Annotated in this window: 24 protein-coding genes; 13 read left to right on the plus strand and 11 right to left on the minus strand. The window is 63.0% G+C overall.

Annotated elements, in window-relative coordinates; all coding sequences use genetic code 11:
- Positions 1 to 8 precede the first annotated feature (8 nt).
- Entirely contained in the window at positions 9 to 905 is an 897-nt protein-coding gene (locus tag ACR0EF_RS10665) for a ParB/RepB/Spo0J family partition protein (RefSeq protein ID WP_170370393.1), read from the plus strand.
- On the opposite strand, the gene ACR0EF_RS10670 is transcribed toward ACR0EF_RS10665, so the two are convergent.
- From ACR0EF_RS10670 to rph, 4 genes are read right to left on the minus strand one after another with little or no spacing between them, the layout of a single operon-like run.
- Positions 895 to 1,248 carry a YbaN family protein gene (locus tag ACR0EF_RS10670; protein ID WP_170361108.1) on the minus strand — a complete coding sequence of 118 codons (354 nt, stop codon included), beginning with the start codon at positions 1,246 to 1,248 and terminating at the stop codon, positions 895 to 897. The genes ACR0EF_RS10665 and ACR0EF_RS10670 overlap by 11 nt on opposite strands.
- A gap of 2 nt (positions 1,249 to 1,250) precedes the next feature.
- On the minus strand, positions 1,251 to 2,405 hold the full coding sequence (hemW, locus tag ACR0EF_RS10675; protein WP_170373149.1) for a radical SAM family heme chaperone HemW: 1,155 nt from the start codon (positions 2,403 to 2,405) through the stop codon (positions 1,251 to 1,253).
- On the minus strand, positions 2,395 to 3,009 hold the full coding sequence (gene rdgB, locus ACR0EF_RS10680; RefSeq protein ID WP_093963900.1) for an RdgB/HAM1 family non-canonical purine NTP pyrophosphatase: 615 nt from the start codon (positions 3,007 to 3,009) through the stop codon (positions 2,395 to 2,397). Before rdgB ends, hemW begins: the two co-directional genes overlap by 11 nt.
- Positions 3,006 to 3,719 (minus strand): ribonuclease PH, encoded by a 714-nt coding sequence (gene rph / locus ACR0EF_RS10685; RefSeq protein WP_005979825.1) that lies wholly within the window; start codon positions 3,717 to 3,719, stop codon positions 3,006 to 3,008. Before rph ends, rdgB begins: the two co-directional genes overlap by 4 nt.
- Before the next feature lie 113 nt (positions 3,720 to 3,832).
- Between rph and hrcA the strand changes: the two genes are divergently transcribed.
- Together hrcA and ACR0EF_RS10695 are read left to right on the plus strand one after the other, a co-directional pair.
- A complete protein-coding gene (gene hrcA / locus ACR0EF_RS10690) occupies positions 3,833 to 4,897 on the plus strand; it encodes a heat-inducible transcriptional repressor HrcA (protein WP_170342649.1) in 1,065 nt (354 codons plus the stop codon).
- Positions 4,898 to 4,907: 10 nt separating this feature from the next.
- Positions 4,908 to 5,471, plus strand: coding sequence for a nucleotide exchange factor GrpE (locus ACR0EF_RS10695; RefSeq protein ID WP_093963902.1), 564 nt, complete (start codon positions 4,908 to 4,910; stop codon positions 5,469 to 5,471).
- A 35-nt stretch (positions 5,472 to 5,506) separates the two neighbouring features.
- On the opposite strand, the gene mutS is transcribed toward ACR0EF_RS10695, so the two are convergent.
- Positions 5,507 to 8,122, minus strand: coding sequence for a DNA mismatch repair protein MutS (gene mutS, locus ACR0EF_RS10700; protein WP_170370478.1), 2,616 nt, complete (start codon positions 8,120 to 8,122; stop codon positions 5,507 to 5,509).
- A 160-nt stretch (positions 8,123 to 8,282) separates the two neighbouring features.
- Here mutS and ACR0EF_RS10705 point away from each other — a divergent pair, with 160 nt between their 5' ends.
- Both ACR0EF_RS10705 and ACR0EF_RS10710 read left to right on the plus strand, forming a co-directional pair.
- Positions 8,283 to 10,538: an NADP-dependent malic enzyme gene (locus tag ACR0EF_RS10705; RefSeq protein ID WP_170373150.1), complete on the plus strand. Its 2,256-nt coding sequence runs from the start codon at positions 8,283 to 8,285 to the stop codon at positions 10,536 to 10,538.
- Between the two features lie 4 nt (positions 10,539 to 10,542).
- Positions 10,543 to 11,415, plus strand: a complete 873-nt coding sequence (locus tag ACR0EF_RS10710; protein ID WP_170373151.1) for a ribokinase — start codon at positions 10,543 to 10,545, stop codon at positions 11,413 to 11,415.
- Here the strand turns inward: ACR0EF_RS10710 and msrA are convergent.
- From msrA to ACR0EF_RS10730, 4 genes are all read right to left on the minus strand, one after another.
- Entirely contained in the window at positions 11,412 to 12,077 is a 666-nt protein-coding gene (gene msrA, locus ACR0EF_RS10715; RefSeq protein ID WP_170370389.1) for a peptide-methionine (S)-S-oxide reductase MsrA, read from the minus strand. The genes ACR0EF_RS10710 and msrA overlap by 4 nt on opposite strands.
- Positions 12,078 to 12,172: 95 nt before the next feature.
- Positions 12,173 to 12,454, minus strand: a complete 282-nt coding sequence (locus ACR0EF_RS10720; RefSeq protein WP_093963906.1) for an SCP2 sterol-binding domain-containing protein — start codon at positions 12,452 to 12,454, stop codon at positions 12,173 to 12,175.
- Between the two features lie 80 nt (positions 12,455 to 12,534).
- Entirely contained in the window at positions 12,535 to 12,933 is a 399-nt protein-coding gene (locus tag ACR0EF_RS10725; RefSeq protein WP_170373210.1) for a DUF1810 domain-containing protein, read from the minus strand.
- A 32-nt stretch (positions 12,934 to 12,965) separates the two neighbouring features.
- Positions 12,966 to 14,192 (minus strand): argininosuccinate synthase, encoded by a 1,227-nt coding sequence (locus ACR0EF_RS10730; RefSeq protein ID WP_170373152.1) that lies wholly within the window; start codon positions 14,190 to 14,192, stop codon positions 12,966 to 12,968.
- Positions 14,193 to 14,386: 194 nt separating this feature from the next.
- Here ACR0EF_RS10730 and ACR0EF_RS10735 point away from each other — a divergent pair, with 194 nt between their 5' ends.
- Both ACR0EF_RS10735 and ilvA read left to right on the plus strand, forming a co-directional pair.
- A complete protein-coding gene (locus tag ACR0EF_RS10735) occupies positions 14,387 to 15,094 on the plus strand; it encodes a hypothetical protein (protein WP_480771325.1) in 708 nt (235 codons plus the stop codon).
- A 59-nt stretch (positions 15,095 to 15,153) separates the two neighbouring features.
- Complete coding sequence (gene ilvA / locus ACR0EF_RS10740) at positions 15,154 to 16,380, plus strand: threonine ammonia-lyase IlvA (RefSeq protein ID WP_170373154.1); 1,227 nt, start codon at positions 15,154 to 15,156, stop codon at positions 16,378 to 16,380.
- A gap of 4 nt (positions 16,381 to 16,384) precedes the next feature.
- On the opposite strand, the gene ACR0EF_RS10745 is transcribed toward ilvA, so the two are convergent.
- The gene (locus tag ACR0EF_RS10745) at positions 16,385 to 16,711 is read right to left on the minus strand and encodes an Hpt domain-containing protein (RefSeq protein ID WP_170373155.1); all 327 of its coding nucleotides are present in this window, start codon (positions 16,709 to 16,711) and stop codon (positions 16,385 to 16,387) included.
- A 157-nt stretch (positions 16,712 to 16,868) separates the two neighbouring features.
- On the opposite strand from ACR0EF_RS10745, the gene ACR0EF_RS10750 reads away from it, so the two are divergent.
- On the plus strand, positions 16,869 to 18,134 hold the full coding sequence (locus tag ACR0EF_RS10750; RefSeq protein WP_170373156.1) for a PP2C family protein-serine/threonine phosphatase: 1,266 nt from the start codon (positions 16,869 to 16,871) through the stop codon (positions 18,132 to 18,134).
- On the opposite strand, the gene ACR0EF_RS10755 is transcribed toward ACR0EF_RS10750, so the two are convergent.
- The gene (locus ACR0EF_RS10755) at positions 18,131 to 18,574 is read right to left on the minus strand and encodes an NUDIX hydrolase (protein WP_170340705.1); all 444 of its coding nucleotides are present in this window, start codon (positions 18,572 to 18,574) and stop codon (positions 18,131 to 18,133) included. The genes ACR0EF_RS10750 and ACR0EF_RS10755 overlap by 4 nt on opposite strands.
- A gap of 76 nt (positions 18,575 to 18,650) precedes the next feature.
- Here ACR0EF_RS10755 and hslO point away from each other — a divergent pair, with 76 nt between their 5' ends.
- The 5 genes from hslO to ACR0EF_RS10780 all read left to right on the plus strand — a co-directional run bounded on the left by hslO (position 18,651) and on the right by ACR0EF_RS10780 (position 25,248).
- Positions 18,651 to 19,637, plus strand: coding sequence for an Hsp33 family molecular chaperone HslO (gene hslO / locus ACR0EF_RS10760; RefSeq protein ID WP_170373157.1), 987 nt, complete (start codon positions 18,651 to 18,653; stop codon positions 19,635 to 19,637).
- Entirely contained in the window at positions 19,627 to 20,226 is a 600-nt protein-coding gene (locus tag ACR0EF_RS10765; protein ID WP_170363969.1) for a CoA pyrophosphatase, read from the plus strand. Before hslO ends, ACR0EF_RS10765 begins: the two co-directional genes overlap by 11 nt.
- On the plus strand, positions 20,223 to 21,377 hold the full coding sequence (locus ACR0EF_RS10770) for a CCA tRNA nucleotidyltransferase (RefSeq protein WP_170373158.1): 1,155 nt from the start codon (positions 20,223 to 20,225) through the stop codon (positions 21,375 to 21,377). Before ACR0EF_RS10765 ends, ACR0EF_RS10770 begins: the two co-directional genes overlap by 4 nt.
- A 191-nt stretch (positions 21,378 to 21,568) precedes the next feature.
- Entirely contained in the window at positions 21,569 to 23,419 is a 1,851-nt protein-coding gene (locus tag ACR0EF_RS10775) for an ABC transporter ATP-binding protein (RefSeq protein ID WP_170370381.1), read from the plus strand.
- Positions 23,416 to 25,248: an ABC transporter ATP-binding protein gene (locus ACR0EF_RS10780; protein WP_170373159.1), complete on the plus strand. Its 1,833-nt coding sequence runs from the start codon at positions 23,416 to 23,418 to the stop codon at positions 25,246 to 25,248. The genes ACR0EF_RS10775 and ACR0EF_RS10780 overlap by 4 nt, the downstream gene beginning before the upstream one ends.
- Positions 25,249 to 25,272 lie beyond the last annotated feature (24 nt).

Genomic DNA, 25,272 nt, shown 5'->3' on the forward strand with positions numbered 1-25,272 from the left:
AGGGCGAAGTGAGCGCCAGAAAAGGAAAACCTCGCGGATTGGGGCGCGGCTTGTCCGCCTTGATGGCGGATGTATCACAGGATCCTGAGGGCCGGGTTACGGCTGAACCACGTCGGCCGGACATGAAGGTTCCGATCGAGAAGCTGCGGGCCAACCCGAATCAGCCGCGCCGCACATTCTCGCAGGATCAACTGGACGAGCTTGCTGCCTCGGTCAAAGAGAAAGGGATCATCCAGCCCCTGATCGTTCGCCCGGTCGGCGGCGGCGAATATGAAATCGTCGCGGGTGAGCGCCGCTGGCGCGCCGCGCAGATGGCGCAGTTGCACGACATTCCGGTCATCGTGCGCGAATTCGACGACACCGAAGTACTTGAAGTCGCCATCATCGAAAACATCCAGCGGGCAGATCTGAACGCCGTGGAGGAGGCCGCTGGCTACAAGCAATTGATGGATCGGTTCGGCCACACCCAGGAAAAGTTGGCCGAAGCCCTGGGCAAAAGCCGCAGCCATATTGCCAACCTTCTGAGGCTTTTGTCACTGCCGGGTGACGTTCAAGCCCTTGTTATTGAAGGTAAAATCTCGGCCGGACACGCGCGCGCCCTTATCACTGCGGATAATCCGTCCGAACTGGCAAAAATTGTCGTGAAAGACGGCTTGTCAGTCCGCGCGACCGAAGCGCTGGTCAAGAAGCAGCAACAGGGCGACAAAGATCGTCCCGCACCGCGGTCGCGTGACCTCAATGCAGGCAAGGACGCAGATACGCGGGTTTTGGAAAAAGACCTTTCCGCGATTCTGGCGATGAAGGTGGTCATCAACCACAAGCCCGGAACCGAGACCGGGCAGGTCGTGCTGACCTATGAAAACCTGGATCAACTGGATGATCTCTGCGCAAAGCTCAGCCGTTAGGGCGTGACCAGATAAAGATCATCACCGCGCCCAAGGTCACGGCCTGAATAATCAGGACATGGCTGGGCACAGAGACCAGAACCGACAAACCAAAGACGGCGGCAACCGACAGGGTCGCCGCCTTTTTTGCGGCTGGCCGGATCGCGCCCGAGGTTTGCCAATCAAGGATTAACGGACCGAAGGTTCGGTGAGACATCAGCCAGTTGTGCAGACGGGAAGAAGAGCGCGCGAAACAGAAGGCGGCCAACAGTAGGAACGGAACGGTAGGAAGCAGGGGCAGGGCAACGCCGATCATGGCCAAGGCCACGCAGAGCAATCCAAATGTGGCCCACAAATAGTGCATGACTAATCCAGCAACTCACGGATCACCGCATTGAGAACCGCGCGGCCGTCAGCAGTGGCGGAAACGCGTGGCCCGTCTTGGGTGATCATTCCGATGTCTTGCAGGTAGTCCAGTTTGGGTTGCGGCAAAGGGTGGCCGGACAGGCAATTGAAACGGTCCATATCTAGACCTTCAGTCAAGCGAAGACACATCATGAGGTATTCGTTCGCTTGTTCTTCGTCGGTCAGGGGGGGCCGCAGCTTTTCGCCATTTCCTTGCGTAGCGGCATTCAGCCACACGGTCGGTGCCAGATGGGTTTCGGTTGCGATCCGTTGGCCATCTACCGTGATCCGCCCATGGGCACCCGGTCCGATGCCGACATAATCGCCATAGCGCCAATAGATCAGGTTGTGCCGCGACTCGGCCCCGGGAACGGCGTGGTTCGACACCTCGTAGGCAGGCATGCCGTGGGCTTCGCAGACCTCTTGCGTGGCCACGTACATGTCGGCGGCGTTGTCGTCCTCGGGCAGGCCACGCAGCTTGCCGACCGAGTAGCGGTCGCCAAAGGCAGTGCCTGCCTCGATGGTCAGCTGGTACAGTGACAGATGGTCGATCGCCATCGACAGCGCCTCGGTCAGCTCGGCGCGCCAGGCTTCAAGCGTCTGGTACTGGCGGGCATAGATCAGGTCGAAGCTGACCCTGTCGAAACAGGTGCGGGCAATGTCGAAGGCGGCGCGTGCCTCGGCCACGCTATGGATGCGGCCCAGCCGCCTTAGATCTTCGTCATTCATCGCCTGAATGCCCATCGAGATCCGGTTCACGCCCGCATCGCGATAGGCGGCGAACCGTCCGGCTTCGACCGAGCCGGGATTGGCCTCGAGCGTGATTTCCATGTCATTGGCGGGTCGCCATAGGCTGCGGGCGGTGTCGATCACGGCGGCGACGGTTTCGGGCGCCATCAGCGATGGGGTGCCGCCGCCAAAGAAGATCGTGTTCAGAACCCGGTCGGGGGTTTCGGTGGCCGAGCGCTTCAGCTCGGACAGATATGCGTCAAGCCATTGTTTTTGATCAATATTTCTGGAAACATGGCTGTTGAAATCGCAATAGGGGCACTTGGCCTCGCAAAAGGGCCAATGCACGTACAGGCCAAAGCCCCCGTTGCGCCAATCATCCGCCAAAACAGCCTTTCACGAACAGCTCCACCGCGCGACCACGGTGGCTGATCTTGTTCTTTTCCCAGCGATCCATCTCGGCAAAGGTAATGTCGAATCCGTCAGGGACGAACATCGGATCATAGCCGAACCCGTCCTTGCCACGGATCGGCCAGACCAGATGACCGGGTGCGACGCCCTCGAACACCTCGTCATGGCCGTCGGGCCAGGCCAGAACCAACGTACAGCGGAACTGAGCGGTGCGTGGATGCGGAGCGTTGCGCGCCTCAAGCTCGGTGTGGGCGCGAGTCATGGCCATCAGGAAATCGCGGCCATTTCCGGTTTCGGCCCAGTCGGCGGTGTACACGCCCGGCGCGCCATCCAGCGCATCGATGGTGATTCCGGAATCGTCGGACAGGGCCGGCAGGCCAGTGGCCTGTGCGGCCGCGTGGGCCTTGATGCGCGCGTTGCCGACGAACGTGTCCTCGGTCTCTTCGGGTTCGGGCAGGTTCATCTCGGCCGCGCCCACGACGGTCACGCCAAAGGGCTCGAGCAGATGGGCCATCTCCTCGAGCTTGCCTTTGTTGTGCGTGGCCACCAGCAGCCGATCACCTTCGAACCGGCGGGTCATGCGGTGGCGGCCTTTTGCGCGGCCACCAGCTCGGACACGCCTTTTTCTGCCAGTTCCATCAGCTGATCCATCTGCGCGCGGCTGAAGACCGAACCTTCGGCGCTCATCTGCACCTCGATCAGCTTGCCCGAGCCGGTCATGATGAAGTTTCCGTCAACGCCGGCCTCGCTGTCTTCGGGATAGTCCAGGTCCAGAACGGGCTGGCCGGCATAGATGCCGCAGGATACGGCGGCGACCGGATCGACCAACGGGTCCGTGATAACGTCGCCCGCCTTCATCAGCTTGTTCACCGCCAGCCGCAGCGCGACCCAGCCGCCGGTGATCGAGGCGCAGCGGGTGCCGCCATCGGCCTGCAGCACGTCACAATCGACGGTGATCTGGCGTTCGCCCAGGGCGACGCGGTCGACCCCGGCGCGCAGGGCACGGCCGATCAGGCGCTGGATCTCGACGGTCCGGCCACCCTGTTTGCCGCTGGCGGCCTCGCGCCGCATCCGGGTATTGGTCGCGCGGGGCAGCATGCCGTATTCGGCGGTGACCCAGCCCAGGCCTGACCCCTTGATGAAAGGCGGCACGCGATCCTCGATCGTGGCGGTGCACAGAACATGGGTGTCGCCGATTTTGATCAGGCAGGAACCTTCGGCATGTTTGGTAAACCCGGTCTCGATTGAAACCGGGCGCATTTCGCTTAAATCTCGTCCAGAGGGTCGCATGAAATATCCTTTGTCTGCTGGCTTGGGGATAACGCCCGGCATGGCAGCGATGCAACCCCGATTGACCTTTCTGTTGGCAGCTATTTAATGGCCACCCAGCAAGGGAACCACCGATGAGTGAAGCGAGCAAAATTCTGGACGAGTTGAACGACCGGTCGCGGGAAGTGTTTCGCCTGATCGTCGAAAGCTATCTGGAAAGCGGCGAGCCTGTGGGCAGCCGCACCCTCAGCCGGTCGCTCAGTGAAAAAGTCAGCGCGGCAACGGTTCGCAATGTCATGCAGGATCTCGAGTTTCTGGGCCTTTTGGGCAGTCCGCATGTCAGCGCCGGCCGGGTGCCCACACAGGTTGGGCTGCGCATGTTCGTCGACGGCCTGCTGGAAGTTGGCGACTTGGGCGAGGACGACCGCAAGAAGCTGGATGAGACGCTGGGCAGCAATTCCGGTGATGTCAGCGGTATGCTGGATCGCGTCGGGGCCGCCTTGTCGAACGTCACGCATGGCGCGTCGCTGGTGCTGACACCCAAGCACGAATCCGAGATCAAGCATATCGAGTTCGTTTCCCTGGGCCATGACCGGGCCCTGGTGGTATTGGTTTTCGCAGATGGCCATGTGGAGAACCGGCTGTTCACGCCACCACCGGGTCAGACGCCCAGTTCGATGCGTGAGGCGGCCAATTTCCTGAACGCCCTGATCGAGGGCCGGAAACTGTCCGATGTGCGCCGGATGATCCAGACCGAGATTGCGGCGCGCAGGCAAGAGATCGACGTGCTGGCCCGCGAGCTTGTGGAAAGCGGCCTTGCGGCCTGGGAGGGCGAGGCGTCGGACTCGGCGCGTCTGATCGTGCGTGGTCGGGCGAATCTGCTGGGCGACACCGGTCAGGAAGAGGAGCTGGAGCGAATCCGGGTCCTGTTTGACGATCTGGAACGCAAGCGTGACATAGCCGAATTCCTCGAATTGACCGAGGAAGGCGAAGGTGTGCGCATTTTTATCGGCTCGGAGAACAAACTTTTCTCACTTTCGGGTTCCTCTTTGGTGGTGTCTCCTTATATGAACGCTGATCGAAAGATAATCGGCGCCGTTGGCGTGATCGGGCCGACCCGTCTGAACTATGGGCGGATCGTGCCGATCGTGGACTATACGGCGCAACTGGTTGGGAAACTGATTTCCGATCGGAGCTAGAGGGTAAAAGATGGCAGAGCCGAAGAACGAAGACTTTCTGGACGACATTGCAACTGCCGAGGCGGAAGAACTGGCCGAGGAGATGGCCGAGATCAGCGAAGAAGCGCTGGAACTGGATGCCCTGAAGGCCGAGCGCGACGAGTTGCGCGACAAGTTCATGCGCGCCCTGGCGGATGCGGAAAACGCACGCAAGCGTGGCGACAGGGCCCGCCGTGAGGCCGAACAGTATGGTGGGTCCAAATTGGCGCGCGACATGCTGCCGGTCTACGACAACATGAAACGAGCGCTCGAGGCGGCTACGGACGAGCAGAAAGAGGTTGCGGCCGGCCTGATCGAAGGTGTCGAGCTGACCATGCGCGTGTTGAAGGACGTATTCCAGAAACACGGGATCGAGGTGATCACACCCGAGGTTGGCGACAAGTTCGACCCGAACCTGCACGAAGCCATGTTCGAAGCCCCTGTGCCGGGCACCAAAGCGGGCGAGATCATCCAGGTCTCGGCCGAAGGGTTCATGCTGCATGACCGCCTGCTGCGTCCGGCGCAGGTGGGGGTCAGCTCGACCCCGGCCAGCTGACGGGCCAGTGCTTCACTGACAATTGAATGGGGCGGTCAGGATTTGGCCGCCTCTTTCAGTTTGTAGATCAGGTCCAGCGCTTCGCGCGGGGTCAACTCGTCCGGCAGGATCTGGTCCAGCATGTCGGTGATTGGCGAGGCCTTCGCAACCGGTGGCGGCGGGGGCGGTGCTGCGGAAAACAGCGGCAGATCATCGATCAGCGCTTTTTGCTTGCCGCCCTCGCGCTCGGTCTTCTCCAACTGGTCCAGAACCACCCGTGCGCGCTCGACGACCGAAGCCGGCAAGCCCGCCAGTTGCGCGACCTGCACGCCATAAGACCGGTCGGCCGCGCCTTTGTGGACCTCGTGCAGGAAGATCACCTCGCCCTCCCATTCCTTGACTGCGACGGTGGCGTTTTCGACGCCCTCCAGCTTGCCGGCCAGCGCGGTCAGTTCGTGGTAATGGGTGGCGAACAGGGCGCGGCAGCGGTTGGCGGCGTGCAGATGTTCCAGCGTGGCCCAGGCGATGGACAGGCCGTCATAGGTGGCGGTGCCGCGTCCGATCTCATCGAGGATCACCAGCGCCCGGTCATCGGCCTGGTTGAGGATGGCCGCGGTTTCGACCATCTCGACCATGAAGGTCGACCGGCCCCGCGCCAGATCGTCGGAGGCACCCACGCGGCTGAACAACTGGCTGACCAGCCCGATACGCGCGCGCTCGGCCGGAACGAAACTGCCCATCTGCGCCAACAGGGCAATCAGCGCGTTCTGGCGCAGGAAGGTCGATTTACCCGCCATGTTCGGACCGGTCAGCAGCCAGATGGCCGCACCGTCCTCGGCGCTGAGGTCGCAGTCATTGGCGATGAAGGCATCACCCGATTGCTGGCGCAACGCGTGCTCCACCACCGGGTGGCGGCCCGCGACGATGTCGAAGGCGCGCGAGCCGTCCACCTGCGGTCGGCACCAGTTCTCGCCCCGCGCCAGGTCGGCCAGCGCGGTGGTCAGATCCAGCTCGGCCAGCCCGCGCGCGGCTTGATTGATGCGGGCAGCATGCGCCAGAATCTCGTCAGACAGCCTTTGATAGAGCCGCTTTTCGATCTCAAGCGCCAGGTTGCCGGCGTTCAGGATGCGGGTTTCGATCTCGCTGAGCTCAACCGTAGTGAACCGCACCTGGTTGGCGGTTGTCTGGCGGTGGATATAGGTCTCGCTGAACGGCGGGTTCAGCATCTTTTCGGCATGGGTGGCCGTGGTTTCGATGAAATAGCCCAGCACGTTGTTGTGCTTGATCTTCAACGAGGCGATGCCGGTATGTTCCGCGTATTTCTGCTGAAACCCGGCAATGACCGAGCGGCCTTCGTCGCGCAGGGTGCGGGCCTCGTCCAGCTCGGCGTCGAAACCGGGGGCGATGAAGCCGCCATCGCGCGCCAGCAGCGGGGGGTCGGCGACCAGCGCCTGATCCAGCAGGTCGAGCAGATCGTCGAAGCCCACGAGGTTCTGCTCCGCGGTTGCCAGCAGCATGGGCAGGTCCTGACTGGCGCAGATTTCGGCAATGGCCTGCGCCTGGGCCAGCCCGTTGCGGATGGCGGCTATGTCGCGCGGGCCACCGCGCTCCAGCGACAGGCGCGACAGGGCGCGGTCCAGATCGGGCGTCTTGCGCAAGGCTTCGCGCAGATCGGCGGCGATCAGGCTGTCCTGCGCGGCAAAATCGACCGCGTCCAGCCGCGCATGGATCACATCCAGGTTGCGCGAGGGGCTGGACAGCCGTTGTTCCAACAGGCGCGCGCCGCCCGGGGTCACGGTCCGATCCACCACCGACAGCAGCGATCCGGCCCGTCCGCCCGACAAAGATCGCGTAAGTTCAAGGTTGCGGCGGGTGGCCGCGTCGATCTGCACGACGCGATCCTCGGATTCTTTCATCGGCGTCTGCAGCAGCGGCAGTTTGCCCTTTTGCGTGATCTCCAGATAGTCGATCAGCGCGCCCATGGCCGAGATCTCGGCCCGGCCAAAGCTGCCGAACGCGTCCAGCGTGCCCACGTGAAACAACCCGCAGATGCGTTTTTCTGCCGCAGTGCTGTCGAAACTGGCCCGCCCGATGGGGGTAAGCGCGATGCCCAGGTCCTGGACCGTGTCGCGCAGACCGGCCTCAGTGCCGTCGGCCACGATCAGCTCGGACGGGGCCAGCCGGGCCAGCTCGGGGCTGAGGCGGACCGAGGTCAGCGGCATCACGTGAAACGCCCCGGTCGAGATGTCGGCCCAGGCCAGCGCGGCCTCGTCGCGCACCTCGGCATAGGCGGCCAGAAAATTGTGGCGGCGCGCCTCCAGCAGGGCGTCTTCGGTCAGGGTGCCGGGGGTGACAAGGCGCACGACATCGCGCTTTACCACCGATTTAGAGCCTCTTTTTTTGGCCTCGGCCGGGCTTTCCATCTGTTCGCAGACGGCGACGCGAAAGCCCTTGCGGATCAGCGTCAGCAGATAGCCCTCGGCCGAATGCACCGGCACGCCGCACATGGGGATGTCGTCGCCATTGTGCTTGCCGCGCTTGGTCAGGGCGATGTCCAGCGCCTCGGCGGCGTTCACGGCGTCTTCAAAGAACATCTCGTAGAAATCGCCCATGCGGTAGAACAGCAGGGCGTCTTTGTGGGCCTCTTTGATTTCCAGGTATTGCGCCATCATCGGCGTGACGTTGGACAAGGCTGCTCCCCTCTGGCGTATTCCGGCGCGACCTTACAAATCCCCCAACCGCGACGAAAGGTGAAATCGCATAGTCGTTGAGGCGCGCCCGCGCCTGCGGTATGAGGCGAAAAGCCCCGAAGTCATGGAACCGACCGTCAAAATGCCCAAAGCGAAGATCACCAAAGAAGAGGCGTTGGCCTTTCACCTGGAACCCACCCCCGGCAAGTGGGAGGTGCAGGCCACCGTTCCCATGACCACGCAGCGCGATCTGTCGCTGGCCTACAGCCCCGGCGTGGCGGTTCCGTGTGAAGCCATCGCCGAAAACCCCGAGACCGCCTATGACTATACCAACAAGGGCAACCTTGTGGCCGTGATCTCGAACGGGACGGCGGTTCTGGGGCTGGGCAACCTGGGCGCTCTGGGGTCCAAGCCGGTGATGGAGGGCAAATCGGTCCTGTTCAAGCGCTTCGCCGACGTGAACTCGATCGATATCGAACTGGACACCGAGGACCCCGACGAATTCTGTCGCGCGGTCAAGCTGATGGGGCCGACCTTCGGCGGCATCAACCTGGAAGACATCAAGGCGCCCGAGTGCTTCATCATCGAACAGCGCCTGAAGGAAGAGATGGACATCCCCGTCTTTCACGACGACCAGCACGGCACGGCGGTGATCTGCGCGGCGGGGCTGATCAACGCGCTGCACATCTCGGGCAAGAAGATCGAGGACGTGAAGATCGTCCTGAACGGGGCCGGGGCGGCGGGGATTGCCTGTATCGAACTGCTCAAGTCGATGGGCGCCCGCCATGAAAACTGCATCGTCTGCGACACCAAGGGCGTGATCTACCAGGGCCGGACCGAGGGGATGAATCAGTGGAAATCGGCGCATGCGATTTCGACCGAGCTGCGTACGCTGGAAGAGGCCATGAAGGGCGCCGACGTGTTTCTGGGCGTATCCGTCAAGGGCGCGGTCACGCAGGAGATGGTCGCCAGCATGGCCGACAATCCGGTGATCTTCGCCATGGCCAACCCCGATCCGGAAATCACCCCGGAAGAGGCGCACGAGGTGCGCGTTGACGCGATCGTGGCCACCGGGCGCAGCGACTACCCCAACCAGGTCAACAACGTTCTGGGCTTTCCCTACCTGTTCCGCGGGGCGCTGGACATTCACGCCCGCGCCATCAATGACGAGATGAAGATCGCCTGCGCCCACGCGCTGGCGCGTCTGGCGCGCGAGGACGTGCCCGACGAGGTGGCGCTGGCTTATGGCAAATCGCTGACCTTCGGGCGCGACTACATCATTCCCACGCCGTTTGATCCGCGCCTGATCTATCGCATTCCGCCGGCCGTCGCGAAGGCGGGGATGGACACCGGCGCGGCCCGGCGGCCGATCATCGACATGGAGGCTTATGAGCTGAGCCTCAAGTCGCGTATGGACCCGACCGCCAGCATTCTGCGTGGCCTGAACGCCCGGGCCCGCGCGGCGCAAAGCCGGATGATCTTTGCCGAGGGCGACGATCCGCGGGTTCTGCGCGCGGCGGTGATGTATCAGCGGTCGGGCTTCGGCAAGGCGCTGGTCGTGGGCCGGCCCGACGACGTGAAGACCAAGCTGGAAGCCGCCGGTCTGGGCGACGCGGTGCGCGAATTGGAAGTGGTCAACGCCGCCAACACCACGCATCTCGATGCCTACAAGGACTTTCTGTATCAGCGGTTGCAACGCAAAGGCTTTGATCGCAAGGACATCCACCGCCTGGCCGCGCGCGACCGGCATGTGTTCTCGGCCCTGATGCTGGCGCATGGGCACGGCGACGGTCTGGTGACCGGGGCCACTCGCAAATCGGCGCATGTGCTGGACCGCATCAGCCATGTGTTCGACGCCGACGCCGCCCATGGCGCCGCCGGGATCACCGCGCTGCTACACAAGGGCCGGATCGTGCTGATCGGCGACACGCTGGTGCACGAATGGCCCGACGAGAACGATCTGGCGACGATTGCCGAACGCGCCGCCACGGTTGCCCGCCACATGGGGCTGGAGCCTCGGGTGGCCTTCGTCAGCTTCTCGACCTTCGGCTATCCGGTCTCCGAGCGGACCGAAAAGCTGTACAAAGCCCCGCAAGTGCTGGAGGCGCGCGGCGTCGATTTCGAATACGAAGGCGAAATGACCGTCGACGTGGCGCTGAACGCCCACCAGCAAGAGGCCTATCCCTTCTGCCGCCTGACCGGGCCGGCCAACATCCTGATCGTGCCCGCGCGGCACTCGGCCTCGATTTCCACCAAGCTGATGCAGGAGATGGCCGGAGCCACGGTGATCGGCCCGATCCTGACCGGCATCGACAAGCCGATCCAGATCTGTTCGACCGGCTCGACCGCGAATGACATCCTGAACATGGCCATCCTGGCCTCGTGCGACATGGCGTGATCCGATGGCAATCTGGAACCTGGGCTCGATCAATGCCGACATGGTTTATGCGCTGCCGCACCTGCCGGCGCCGGGTGAAACCCTTGCGGCCAGCGGTTTGCAGCGGTTTCTGGGCGGCAAAGGCGCGAACATGTCGGTTGCGGCGGCGCGGGCCGGGGCGCATGTGCGCCACATCGGCGCCGTGGGGGCCGACGGGCTGTGGGCGCGCGACCGGTTGACCGAATACGGGGTCGACACGCGGCACATCGCGCAGGTCGATCAGCCCACGGGCCATGCGATCATCGCCGTGGATGCGCAGGGCGAAAACCTGATCATCCTGTACCCCGGCGCCAACCATGCGATCGGAGCCGGTCAGGTTTCCGCCGCGCTGGCAGACTCTGACACGGGCGGTCTTCTGGTGTTCCAGAACGAGACCACCGCACAGGTCGAGGCCGGGAAGCTGGGCCGCGAGCGGGGTCTGACGGTGTGCTATGCCGCAGCCCCCTTCAGCGCAACGGCGGTGCAGGCGGTGCTGCCCTATCTGGATTTCCTGATCCTGAACGAGGTCGAGGCCGCCCAGCTGCAACAGGCCACAGGGATGGCTCCGGCCGATCTGCCGGTCGAGCATGTGATCGTCACGCTGGGGTCAAAAGGCGCCCGCTATCATCAACGCGGGCAGGCGGCGGCAGAGTTTCCCGCCCACAAGGTCAAGGCCGTGGACACGACCGGGGCCGGGGACACCTTTACCGGATATGTTCTGGCGGGAATGGACCGGGGGATGCCGATGGCGCAGGCCATCACCCAAGCGAACCGGGCCGCTGCCCTGATGGTGATGCGGCCTGGTACGGCGGACGTCATTCCCGATCTGAAAGAGGTGCGCGAGGCCGCGCTGGATTAAGATCCGGCAAACGGCGCGGCGTTGCCCCACAATTGCCGGACCCGTGCATCGCGGCCGCAGGCCTTGCGATACGCCTTGTAGGCATTCAGCTGGCGTTTCGGCCCGAACCGGGTGAACACCAGCTTTTTGCCCTTGTAGTAATCCTGATGATAGGCCTCGGCCGGATAGAACGCCCCAAGCGACAGGACCGGAGTCACGATGGCCTGACCCAGCGCACGCTGTGCTTCGGCCTTGCTGCGTTCGGCCAAAGCTTTTTCGCCTGTGTCAGAGACGAAAATCGCGGTGCGATAGCTGTCGCCCCGGTCACAGAACTGTCCACCGGCATCGGTGGGATCGACCGAGCGGAAAAATAGGTTCAGCAGGGTTTCACGGGAAACGCGGGCCGGATCGAAGGTGATCTGCACCGCCTCGTAATGGCCGGTGCCACCGCTCGTGACCTGGCTGTAGGTGGGGTTCGGAGTCGTGCCGCCGGTGTAACCCGAAACCGCCTCGATCACGCCGGGCACGGATTCGAAATCGGCCTCGACGCACCAGAAACAGCCGCCCGCCACGGTCAACGTCTCGGTTCCGGCCGCCGGGGAAGGCTGAGCGCGCAGGATCAGCGCCAGCGCAATCAGCGCAAACAGAAGGGTCAGCTTGATCTGGTCGAGGCAACGGGTCATGGCGGATCTCCTTTCCGCCTAAGGCTGCCGCGCAACGGGGCGGCTGACAATCGGCTGAAACCGTTTGTCACGCGGTGGTGAGTCGAGTTTATCGCCTAGCCCAGCAGCTGCCCCAGCTTCATCGCGACGCCCATGTCGCCCGAGATCTTGAGCTTGCCCATCATCACCCCTGTCATCGGGTTCAGCTTGCCGGTCAGCAGTTTGCCCAGATTGTCGCGCGAGATGCGGATGGTGCAATCGGTCTCGCGGTCCTGGGTGGTGGCCGTGTTGTCGGCCAGAACGATCACGCCATCGGCGCCGCAATCGAATTTCAACGAGCCGTCAAAGCGTTTATCGGCCAGCCCCTTCTGGATTCCCTCGGCGATCTCCTGCAGCATCCCTGCCTCCCTTTTTCGCACTTTCGTTTGGGGTGACAGAGGGCAGGGGCCGGGGCAAGCGTGACCTTACGGGAAACCGCTCAGCCCAGGGCCTGCTGCGTGCGCGGGCAGGGCTGACCGTCGTAGAACGCATCCAGAACCGCCTGGAATTCGGGAGGCGCATCGGGCACGGTGGCGAACAGGGTCATGGACGACCGCAGCTTCTTGGCATCCACCTTGCCCAGAATCTCGGCCGGGTCCTTGCCTGCGTGGGTCAGCATCAGCCGGGCCACCTCGGTCAGGCGGCGGCGCAGTTCGGGGTGGGCCAGATAGGCGGCAGCCTCGTCCAGATCCTCGATCCCGTAGAGCTGCGCCATGTGCGACTGGCCCAGCTCGGCCAGTTGCGGAAAGACGAACCACATCCAATGGCTGGTTTTCTGCCCCTGTTCCAGTTCGCGCAGGACATCGGACCAGACCGTGTCCTGCGCTTCGATGAACATTTCCAGTTCGTCGTTTATGCCGTCATCCTCGGTCACTTGGACAACCGCTTGTCGCGCGCCGCCAGCAGCTTGAGCCGCAGCGCGTTCAACTGGATGAAGCCCGCAGCGTCCTTCTGGTCATAGGCGCCGGCGTCCTCCTCAAAAGTCACATGCGCCTCGGAATACAGCGAATGATCCGACCAGCGGCCGACCGTCGAGGCCAGACCCTTGTACAGCTTCACGCGGACGGTGCCGGTGACGTGTTCCTGAGATTTGTCGATGGCGGCTTGCAGCATCTCGCGCTCGGGGCTGTACCAGAAGCCGTTGTAGATCAGCTCGGCATATTGCGGCATCAGTTGGTCCTTCAGGTGCATCGCGCCGCGGTCCATGGTGATGGATTCGATGCCGCGATGCGCCTCCAGGAGGATGGTGCCGCCCGGTGTTTCGTAGATGCCGCGCGACTTCATGCCCACGAACCGGCCCTCGACCAGATCCAGACGACCGATGCCATGCTTGCCGCCGTATTCGTTCAGCTTGGTCAGCAGGGTGGCGGGGCTCATCGCCTCGCCATTGATGCTGACCGGATCGCCTTTTTCAAAGCCGATCTCGATATATTCGGGCTCGTTCGGGGCGTCCTCGGGGTGGACGGTGCGCTGATAGACATAGTCGGGCGCCTGAACGGCGGGGTCTTCCAGAACCTTGCCCTCGGACGAGGTGTGCAGCAGGTTTGCGTCCACCGAGAAGGGCGCCTCGCCGCGCTTGTCCTTGGCGATCGGGATCTGGTGCGCCTCGGCAAATTCCAGCAGCTTGGTACGGCTGGTCAGGTCCCACTCGCGCCAGGGCGCGATCACCTTGATGTCGGGGTTCAACGCATAGGCCGCCAGTTCGAACCGCACCTGGTCATTGCCTTTGCCGGTGGCGCCATGCGCCACCGCGTCAGCGCCGGTTTCCTTGGCGATCTCGATCAGGCGCTTCGAGATCAGCGGCCGCGCGATCGAGGTGCCCAGCAGGTACAGCCCTTCGTACTGCGCATTGGCGCGGAACATGGGGAAGACGAAATCGCGGACGAACTCCTCGCGGATGTCCTCGATATAAATGTTCTCGGGCTTGATCCCCAGCAGCTCGGCCTTCTGGCGGGCGGGCTCAAGCTCTTCGCCCTGACCCAGGTCGGCGGTGAAGGTCACCACCTCGCAGCCATACTCGGTCTGCAGCCATTTCAGGATGATCGAGGTATCAAGGCCACCGGAATAGGCCAGAACAACTTTCTTGGGCGCGGACATCTGACTTCCCCTTATGCGTAAGACGATTGGCCCCTAGCGGGTTTTCGACGTGGGGGCAAGAAGCTGTGGATTGACCGGGCGGCGGAATTGCAGTCAAACGGTATCAACCATGGATTGATTAAGGAAAATTCGGAATGCTCGGATGGAATATTTTTGCGCACTCGCTTCGGATGGTTTTTGGCAATCTCAAGCAGGTGGCGCAAATCGTTATCGGTCCGGCCGTAATCGGAACGGTTGCGATCATCGGACTGTTCATGGTGTCCGGAATTCCACTTGAGGCATTTGATGACAATCCGAACGGGCTTCCGCCGGGAGTGAACCCGGGGGCCCTTATTCTGTTCGCGTTTCTCGTGTTCGTCGTGATGGTCCTCATCATGGGCTGGATCGCGGTGGCCTGGCACAGATACATTCTTCTGGAAGAGTATCCTTCCGGCGTGCTGCCCACCTTTCGGTTCGATCGCATTCTGGCCTATTTCGGACGCGGGCTGATGCTGGGGATCCTGATGGCAATTGCGTTTCTGCCGATGGGGATCCTGACAGGCATGCTGGGCGAAGGACTGATCGCCGTTTCGATCATCCTGACCATCGGCTACCTGGTTTTCCTGGCTATTTGCTTCTATCGGCTGTCGATTATCCTGCCGGCTGCGGCAATCGGCCAGCCGATCACGCTGACCGAGGCTTGGAACAACACTCTGGGCACCGCAGGAACAATCGTCGTTCTTATCGTGGTCTCGTTCCTGTTTCAGTTCCTTGTTCAGCTGGCGATCGGAGTTTTGTCGATCATTCCGGTATTGGGTGTATTGATCGCCCTGTTTTTCGGGATCCTGATCCTGCCGATGATCAACGTCAGCATCCTGACTACGATGTACGGCGTGTTCATCGAAAAGCGCGAACTGGGCTGATCGCTCGTACACCGATGTATTCCTTGCCCTTGTCGGCCTGATGGGGCAGGGAATGCGGCATGAGTGATTTCATGACCCGCGCCCGCGCCGCCGAACAGGCGATGCGCACCGTGTTTCCTGCAACACCGTTGCAGCGCAATGCCCATCTGTCCGAGAAATACGACGCCGACATCTGGCTGAAACGCGAAGACCTCAGCCCGGTGCGGTCCTACAAGATCCGTGGTGCGTTCAACGCCATGCGCAAGCAGCAGGGACAGGACCTGTTCGTCTGCGCCAGCGCTGGCAACCACGCGCAGGGCGTGGCCTTTATGTGCAAGCACATGGGGGTCAAAGGCGTGATCTTCATGCCGGTGACGACACCTCAGCAAAAGATCCAGAAGACCCGAATCTTTGGTGGCGACAACGTCGAGATCCACCTGACCGGCGACTATTTCGACCACACGCTCGCCGCGGCTCAGGACTGGTGCGCGCAGCAGGGTGGGTATTTCCTGTCGCCCTTCGACGATGACGACGTGATCGAGGGGCAGGCCTCATTGGCGGTTGAAATTGAGGAACAGTTGGGCCGCCTGCCTGATCACGTGGTGTTGCCGGTGGGCGGGGGCGGCATGTCCTCGGGTGTGGCGACGTGGTTCGGCGACCGAACCCATTGCCTGTTCGTCGAACCCGCAGGCGGAGCTTGTCTGCGCGCGGCGCTGGCGGCGGGCCATCCGGTGTCGCTGGACAAGGTGGACAATTTCGTTGACGGCGCGGCGGTGGGCCGGATCGGGGACAAGCCGTTCCAGCTGTTGAGTGACCGGCACCTGTCGGACGTGATCGTTCTGTCCGAGGACCGCATCTGCACCACGATGATCGAGATGCTGAATGTTGAAGGCATCGTGCTGGAACCCGCCGGGGCCTTGGCGATCGAGGCGGTGGGAGACATCCAAAGCTTTGTGCGCGGCAAGACGGTCGTCTGCGTCACCTCGGGCGGGAATTTCGATTTCGAGCGTCTTCCCGAGGTCAAAGAGCGCGCACAGCGCTATTCGGGCGTCAAAAAATACTTCATCCTGCGCCTGCCGCAGCGCCCCGGAGCACTGAAGGAATTTCTGAACATCCTCGGCCCCGAAGATGACATCGCCCGGTTTGAATACATGAAGAAATCGGCGCGCAATTTCGGTTCGGTCCTGATCGGGATCGAGACCAGCAAGCCGGACAATTTCCTGCGCCTGTTTGCGCATCTGGACGATGCCGGGTTCGTCTATACCGACATCACCGAGGACGAGACGCTGGCGCAGTTCGTGATCTGACCGATTACAGGTTGTCCTTTAAGCCGGACATGAATTCCGCGCGCGAGCGGTCAAAAGCCGCGATGACCGCGTCCAGATCGACTTCCGCCCCATGGCCCGCAGCAGCGCGCCGTTCGCCATCCTGACAGAGTTTGGACAGACTCTCAAAGCCAAGGCTCAATGCACTGCCTTTGAGGAAATGCAGGTTCTGCTCAAGCGCGGACCGGTCGGTGTCCGACGTCAAGCGGCCCATGACCTCACCGACTTCATCCAGAAAGATCCGGACGACCTCGTCGAATTCCTCGGGCCCGACTTCATCACGCAGCTGGCGCACCCTGGGCCAGTGTATCATCACCGTCCTCCACCTTGACCGGTACCGTCTCTGAATACCGGTCCGGGGTAAAATCCGGGTTAAGCCGCTGCGGTGAACAGCTTTCATCGGTTGTTAAGCCGTGCGCCGTAGCTTTGCCCCACCCCCGTTGGAAAATGCGCAGAGGTTTCGCGTGCGAGTGTCCAGCCATATTGAGGCCAAGGCTGACCTGGATTTTGGAGCCATCCGGACGGTGCTGGTGGTCGATGACAGCCGCCTGCAACGCCGTATTCTGGTGGCATCGCTGAAGAAATGGGGATTCACGGTTGTCGAGGCCGACAGCGGTGAAGAAGCGATCGAGATCTGCAAGCAGTCCCTGCCTGATCTGGTGCTCAGTGACTGGGTGATGCCGGGCATGGGCGGGCTGGAATTTTGCCGCGCGTTTCGCGCGTTGGAGAACGACCAGTACACCTATTTCATCCTTCTGACCTCAAAAAGTGAGAAGCAGGAAGTCGCGCGCGGCCTGGATGCCGGCGCGGATGATTTCCTGATCAAACCGCTAGAAGCAGACGAGTTGCGGGCCCGCATTTCGGCAGGGGCCCGCATTCTTGATATGCAGCGCGAGCTTTCGGACAAGAACCGGTTGATCGAAACCGCTTTGGCCGAACTGCGCCTTGCGCATGACGCCATCGACAAGGATCTGATCCAGGCGCGCAAGATACAGGAATCACTGGTGCCGGAACTCTATCGGGAATTTGGCAGGTCCCGGGTCAGCCTGCTGCTCAAACCCTGCGGCCACATCGGGGGTGACCTGGTGGGGATGTTTTCGCCGGGCGCGAACCGGATCGGGTTCTACAGCATCGACGTCTCCGGCCACGGTATCACGTCAGCAATGATGACAGCGCGGTTGGGCGGGTATCTGACCAGCCAGCATTTCGATCAGAACGTCGCAATGGAGAAGCGGTTCAACAAGTTCTACGCCTTGCTGCCACCCGAGCAGGTAGCCGCCATTCTGAATGCCCGCCTGATGGCCGACACGGGGATCGAGGAGTATTTCACCATGGTCTACGCCATCGTGGACCTGCGCAACGGCCACCTGAGGATGGTTCAGGCTGGGCACCCCCACCCACTGCTGTTGCGCCGGACCGGCCGGGCAGAGTTCCTTGGGGATGGCGGCCTGCCCATCGGATTGCTGCCCGATGTGGCGTTCCAGCAGACCGAAACCTATCTGCAGCGCGGTGACAAGCTGCTGTTGTACTCGGACGGCTTCACCGAATGCCGTGTCAAAAACGGTGATCTTCTGGATGAGGATGGGCTGCAACGGATGGCGCTGGAATGCCTTGGTGCGAACAGCGGGCCGGAGTTTCTGGACGACATGTTCTGGCGATTGACTCAGGGCATGCCGCCGGGTGCCGGGATGGAGGATGACGTTTCAGCCGTGTTTTTCGAGTACAACGGAAACTAAAGCCCGGATAGATGCAGCCGCGCGAAGTGCCGGTCGCCTGCATTGCCCAACATGTGAACCGCATCGCCGGTGTTCATCCAAACCGCCTCGTGAAAGGGTTCGGTCGGTGGTCCTTTGCGTTGAACCGGGCGAGCGCGGTAGATCAGACAGACCTTCTCGGCCCACAAATCATATTCGGGCATGTAGGTGAACCGCCGGAACGCACCAACCCGCCGCGGGTCCGCGATCGACCATCCGGTTTCTTCGAACACCTCGCGATGCAGGGCGACAATTGGCGACTCGCCCGGGTCGATCCCGCCACCGGGCAGCTGCAAGTCGGGTCCGGGTTCGGTCTGGCAGGTCAGCAGCAGGCTGGCCCCGCGCGGCAGCAGCGCATAGACGCCGACCCGGCGCGTGTATTTCCGTCCCGGTTCCGGGGTTTCGCCGAACCGCCTGATCATGTAAGGACCCTTTCAACCCCGAATGTACGACCTATATGGTGGCGATATGCCAACTTGCGGCGCTTAAGGAAACCCCATGTCTCTTGGAACGAAAATCGCGTGGGACGATACCGTCCTGCCCTTTCAACTTGATGTATCGGATATGCGTGGCCGCGTGGCCCGGCTGGACGGGGTGCTGGACGGCATCCTGAAGCAGCACAACTACCCCGCGCAGGTCGAGGCGCTGGTGGCCGAGATGGCCTTGCTGACCGCGTTGATCGGCCAGACGGTCGCGCTGCGCTGGAAGCTGTCGCTGCAGGTTCAGTCAAAGGGGCCCGTGCGGATGATCGCCACCGACTATTACGCCCCGCGAGAAGAGGGCCAGCCCGCGCAGATCAGGGCCTATGCCAGCTTTGACCGCGACCGTCTGACCGAAGGTGCACCCTTTGATCAGGTGGGCGAGGGATACTTCGCGATCCTGATCGACCAGGGCAAGGGGACGCAACCCTATCAGGGGATCACGCCGCTGGCCGGAGGATCGCTCAGCGCCTGTGCCGAGGCGTATTTCGCGCAGTCCGAACAGCTTCCGACCCGCTTCTCGCTCAGCTTTGGCCGGTCGACCGAGCCGGGTGTGGGCGAACGCTGGCGCGCCGGCGGCATCATGCTGCAGCACATGCCAAAGGCGTCTCCGTTTGTCGCCAGCGGCGAGGGTACGGGCGAAGTTCTGACAGCCGCCGATCTGGTCGATGGTCAGGAAGAAGAGAATTGGGGCCGGGTCAACATCCTGCTGGACACGGTCGAGGATCTGGAAATGATCGGGCCGTCCGTGGCGCCGACCGACCTGCTGGTGCGCCTGTTCCACGAGGAACAGCCCCGCGTGTACGAGGCCCAGTCGGTGCAGTTCGGCTGCACCTGCTCCGAGGACCGCGTGCGTCAAAGCCTGTCGATCTACTCGGCCCAAGACATCGAGAAGATGACCACGGATGAAGGCACCGTCACCGCCGACTGCCAGTTCTGCGGCGCGCATTATGTGCTGGATCCGAAATCGGTCGGGTTCGAGGCCGAAGATCCGGATGGCGCCTGACTTGATCCCGCGTCTGAGCGCGGCGTTGACCCGTCCGGGCGATCGGTCCAGCGACTTCGACCTCAATCCCGACACGGTTCTGCCTGCGGGGCGCAAGCTGCGCCCCGCGGGTGTTCTGGTCGCCGTGGACCTGGCCCGCGGCGATCCGCGCCTGATTCTGACCAAGCGGTCCTCGGCCCTTAAACACCATCCGGGGCAGATCGCCTTTCCGGGCGGCAAGCAGGACGACACCGATGCGGATGTGACCGTCACGGCCCTGCGCGAGGCGCAGGAAGAGATCGGCCTGCCGCCGGACCTGCCGCGCATTCTGGGCACATTGCCGGTGCATGAAACTGTCACGTCATTCGCCGTGACACCGGTGGTGGCGGTTCTGGAGCGCGGCTTTGACCCGGTGGCCGAACCGGGCGAGGTAGACGAGGTGTTTTCGGTTCCGCTTGCGCATGTGCTGAACCCTGCGAATTATGTGGTTGAATCGCGCATCTGGCGCGGAACACGGCGGTATTACTTCGCGGTGCCCTTTGGCCCCTACTACATCTGGGGCGCCACGGCCCGCATGTTGCGCGGGCTGGCGGCACGGATGAGCGAATGATGCGGATCACCGAAGACTGGATCACCAACCCGGCCACGCAGAACGTGTGCAAGGCGCTGACCGAGGGCGGCGCGCAGGCGCTGTTCGTGGGGGGGGGCGTCCGCAATGCGCTGCTGGGGGCGCCGGTCTCGGATCTCGACATCGCCACCGACGCCCGCCCGCAACAGGTGATGGACCTGGCCGAACGGGCCGGGCTGAAGGCAATTCCGACGGGGATTGATCATGGTACTGTGACCGTGGTCAGCGACGGCATACCGCATGAAATCACGACATTTCGCCGCGACGTCGAAACCGATGGGCGACGCGCGGTCGTGGCCTTTTCCGACCAAGTGGAAGAGGACGCCGCCCGTCGCGATTTTACGATGAACGCGCTTTATGCCCGCCCCGACGGCACCATTCTGGACCCGCTGGGCGGCCTGCCTGACCTGCAGGCGCGGCGCGTGCGGTTCATCGGCACGGCCGGGGATCGCATCCGCGAGGACTATCTGCGCTCGTTGCGGTATTTCCGGTTCCACGCCTGGTATGGCAACGCGCAGGCCGGAATGGACCCGGATGCGCTGGCGGCGATTGCGGCGGATCTGGACGGGCTCGACCGGCTGTCGCGCGAACGGGTCGGGGCCGAGATGCTGAAACTTCTGGCCGCGCCCGATCCGGCCCCATCAGTGGCCGCCATGCGCAGCATCGGCGTTCTGGCGCATCTGCTGCCCGGCGCCGACGATCGGGCGCTGCCGATCCTGATCCATCTTGAATCGCAGGCCGGGCTTGCCCCCGACGCGCTGCGCCGTCTGGCAGCCATCGCGGGGCCCGAGGTTGCCGGGACTCTGCGCCTCAGCAAGGCGCAACTGGCCCGCCTGACCCGGATTCGGGACGGCGCGCAGGGCGGTTCCGGGGCGGCCGAATTGGGTTATCGGCTGGGTCGGCCAGACGGACAGGACGCGGCGCTGCTGCGCTGCGCCTTTCTGGAACAGCCTTGGACGGCTGAGACGGGCGCGGCCGTTGAAAAAGGGGCCGCGGTGTCATTCCCGGTCAAGGCCGCCGATCTGCTCGGGCGCTACTCCGGCCCTGCGCTGGGCGCGAAACTGGCCGAACTGGAAAGCCGCTGGATCGCCTCGGATTTCACGCTGGACCGGGACGCGCTGCTGCAAGTTTGACGGGAAGTCTCAAAAGGGGATGACAAGCCTGCAGGTGTTCGGCTAGGGTGCGCCTGTCACATGGATGGAGGACTGCGAATGTATTACGGGATCTGGTTCGGCTAAAGCCAGAACACCTGACCCGTACGGGTGGTGTTTTGGCGCCATCTGCTTTCGCATTTTCAATTTTCCTGCTCAATCGGAGCACCTCCATGTTTCGCTTTTTCGAAAACCTTGTAGACCCTTTTGTTGCCTATGAAGAGGTAAACAAGCCGCCGACGCGGCTGTGGCCCTTCATGCTGGATTATTCCCGCCCTTTTAGGCGCGTCTTCTTCTGGGCCGCGCTGATGTCGATCATCGTGGCCGCGGTCGAGATCGGGCTGATCTATTACATGGGCCGGGTCGTCGACCTGCTGGGCGGATCACCGTCCGAGGTCTGGCAGGCCCACGGGACCGAGCTGGTCCTGGTCGCGCTGTTCATCCTGTTCCTGCGACCTATCCTGCATGTGCTGGACGTGTTGCTGCTGAACAATGCGATCCTGCCCAATTTCGGCACGCTGATCCGCTGGCGGGCGCACAAGCACGTTCTTCGCCAGTCGGTCGGTTGGTTCGAGAATGATTTTGCCGGGCGTATCGCGAACCGCATCATGCAAACCCCGCCGGCCGCGGGCGAGGTGGTGTTCCAGGTGTTCGATGCGATTTCGTTCTCGCTGGCCTATCTGATCGGCGCGGCGATCCTGCTGATGGCCGCCGATCCACGCCTGCTGCTGCCGTTGCTGATCTGGTTCGCGCTCTATGCGCTGCTGGTGCGCTGGACGGTGCAGCGGGTGGGGCCGGCGTCGCAGGCCGCGTCCGATGCGCGGTCTACGGTGACGGGCCGGGTGGTCGACAGCTATACCAACATCCATTCGGTGAAGATGTTCGCCCATGCCCGGCAGGAACTCGATTATGCACGGGAAGCGATCGAGGAGACCCGGCGCACCTTCCAGATCGAAATGCGTATCTTCACCATCATGGATGCCGTTCTGGTCGCGCTGAACGGCGTGCTGATCATCGGTGTGGTCGGCTGGGCCATTTACCTGTGGATGCAGGGCAGCGCCTCGGTCGGGGTGGTGGCGGCGGCCACCGCGCTGACGCTGCGGCTGAATGCCATGACCGGCTGGATCATGTGGGCGTTGACCAGCTTCTTCCGCCAGCTGGGCGTCGTGGCCGAGGGGATGGAGACCATCGCCCAACCCGTCGACCTGTTGGATGCGCCGGGCGCCAAGCCGCTGCAGCTGACCGACGGCCAGATCGAGATCCGCGACCTGTCGCACCATTATGGACGCGAGACCGGCGGGCTGGATCATGTCAATCTGACCATCCAGCCGGGCGAGAAGGTCGGGCTGATCGGGCGGTCGGGGGCCGGGAAATCGACCCTCGTCAAGCTGCTTTTGCGGTTCTACGACGTGGAAAGCGGTGCGATCCTGATCGACGGGCAGGACATCCGCACTGTCACCCAGGACAGCCTGCGCCGCAATATCGGCATGGTTCAGCAGGACAGCGCGCTGCTGCACCGCTCGGTGCGCGACAACATCCTGTATGGCCGTCCCGATGCGACAGAAGACCAGATGATCGCCGCTGCCAAACAGGCCGAGGCGCATGACTTCATCCTCGACCTGCAGGACCCGCAGGGCCGCACCGGCTATGACGCCCATGTGGGCGAGCGCGGCGTCAAGCTGAGCGGCGGGCAACGGCAGCGGGTGACGCTGGCGCGGGTGATCCTGAAGGACGCGCCGATCTTGTTGTTGGACGAGGCCACATCCGCCCTAGATTCCGAGGTCGAAGCCGCAATCCAGGAGACGCTGTACGGCATGATGCAGGGCAAGACCGTGATCGCCATCGCGCACCGGCTCAGCACCATCGCCCAGATGGACCGCATCCTGGTGATGGACGGAGGCCGGATCGTCGAGGAAGGCACCCATGCCGATCTTTTGGAGCAGGGCGGTCTTTACGCCCAGTTCTGGGCGCGCCAATCTGGCGGCTTCATGAACCCCGAGGCCGCGGACGAGGCAGCAGAATGACGGTCGCAGACCTGATCAAACCGTTTGAACCCACCCAGACGCCCCCGCCGCAAAGGCTGGGGGCGTTCATTCGCTGGTGCCTGACAGGGGCCTGGCCCATGTTGTTCGCCGCTGCGCTGTTTTCGGCCCTGGCAGGCGCGATGGAGGCCGGAACCGCCTGGATTCTGGGCTGGGTGATCGACATCGCGACCGCCAGCGGCCCCGAGAACTTTCTGACACCGCGAAACCTGTGGATGATCCTGGGCGCCGTGGCGTTCTTCATGCTGATCCGGCCGCTGCTGTTCGGGCTGTCCTCGGTGTCGAACAACTATATCGTCATGCCCAACATCCCGCCGCTGGTGCTGGCCAGGCTGAACCGCTGGACGCTGGGCCAGTCGGTCACCTATTTCGACGACGATTTCGCCGGTCGCATCGCCCAGAAACAGATGCAGACGGCCAATGCGCTGACCTCGGTCGTGTCCGAGACCATCAGCGCCATCGTCTTTGCCCTCGCCTCTCTCGTGGGGTCTTTGCTTTTGTTAGGGTCTATTCACCCCCTGGTCATGCTGCCCTTCGTGGCTTGGCTGGCGGTGTATTTCCTGCTGGTGCGCTGGTACCTGCCGCGCATCCGTACACGCTCGGCCGCGCGGGCCGGAGCGCGGGCGATGGTGTCGGGACAGGTGGTGGACACGATCACCAACATCAAGACCGTCAAGCTGTTTGCCCATTCCGAGTTCGAGGATCAGGCCGCGCGCGACTCGATGGTTGCGCTGCGCGACAAGTCTCTGGCCTTTGGCAAACTGTCGGCCAGTTTCCGGTTCATTTTGATGACACTGGCGGGGCTTCTGCCGGTTCTGCTGTTGGGCGCGACGCTGTGGCTGTGGCAGGGCGGGTCGGCGACCACCGGGGATATCGTGGCGGCGGGCGCCATTTCGATCCGCATCGCGCAGATGACGGGCTGGGTCAGCTTTACCCTGATGGGGATCTACGCCCATGTGGGCGAGATCGAGAACGGCATGAAAACCCTGGCGCGGCCCGACCGGGTCGAGGATGCGCCGGACGCCGCCGAGCTGACGGTGCCCGAGGGCCGGATCGAGTTTCGTGATGTCAGCTTTGCCTATGGTCGCGACTTGGGCGGGGTCTCGGACATGACGCTGACGGTGCAGCCGGGCGAAAAACTGGGAATCGTCGGCGCCTCGGGGGCGGGGAAGTCCACCTTGGTTTCGCTGCTTCTCAGGCTCTATGACAGGGAAAATGGGCAGATTCTGATCGACGGGCAGGACATCTCCCGCGTCAAGCAGGACAGCCTGCGCCGCCAGATCGGCATGGTCACGCAGGAAACCGCGATGTTCAACCGCTCGGCCCGCGACAATATCCTGTACGGTCGGCCCGATGCCACCGAAGACCAGATGATCGCCGCCGCCAAAAAAGCCGAAGCGCATGATTTCATCCTCGATCTGCAGGACGGGCAGGGGCGCAAGGGTTATGACGCGCATCTGGGCGAGCGCGGCGTCAAGCTGAGCGGTGGCCAGCGTCAGCGCATCGCTTTGGCCCGCGCGATCCTGAAGGACGCGCCGATCCTCGTGCTGGACGAGGCCACCTCGGCGCTGGATTCCGAGGTCGAGGCCGCGATCCAGACCGCGCTGCACCGGGTAATGGAGGGCAAGACCGTTCTGGCCATCGCCCACCGCCTGTCCACCCTCAGCGAGATGGACCGGATCATCGTTCTGGATCACGGGCGCATCGTGGAAAGCGGGCCGCATGACACTCTGCTCGCGCAGGGCGGGTTGTATGCGCGGTTCTGGCACCGCCAGTCGGGCGGGTTCATCCAGACCGAGGCCGCCGAATAAGGGTTTTGTTGGCGCATCAGCCCG

The organism is Ruegeria sp. CG8 (genome assembly GCF_056537165.1).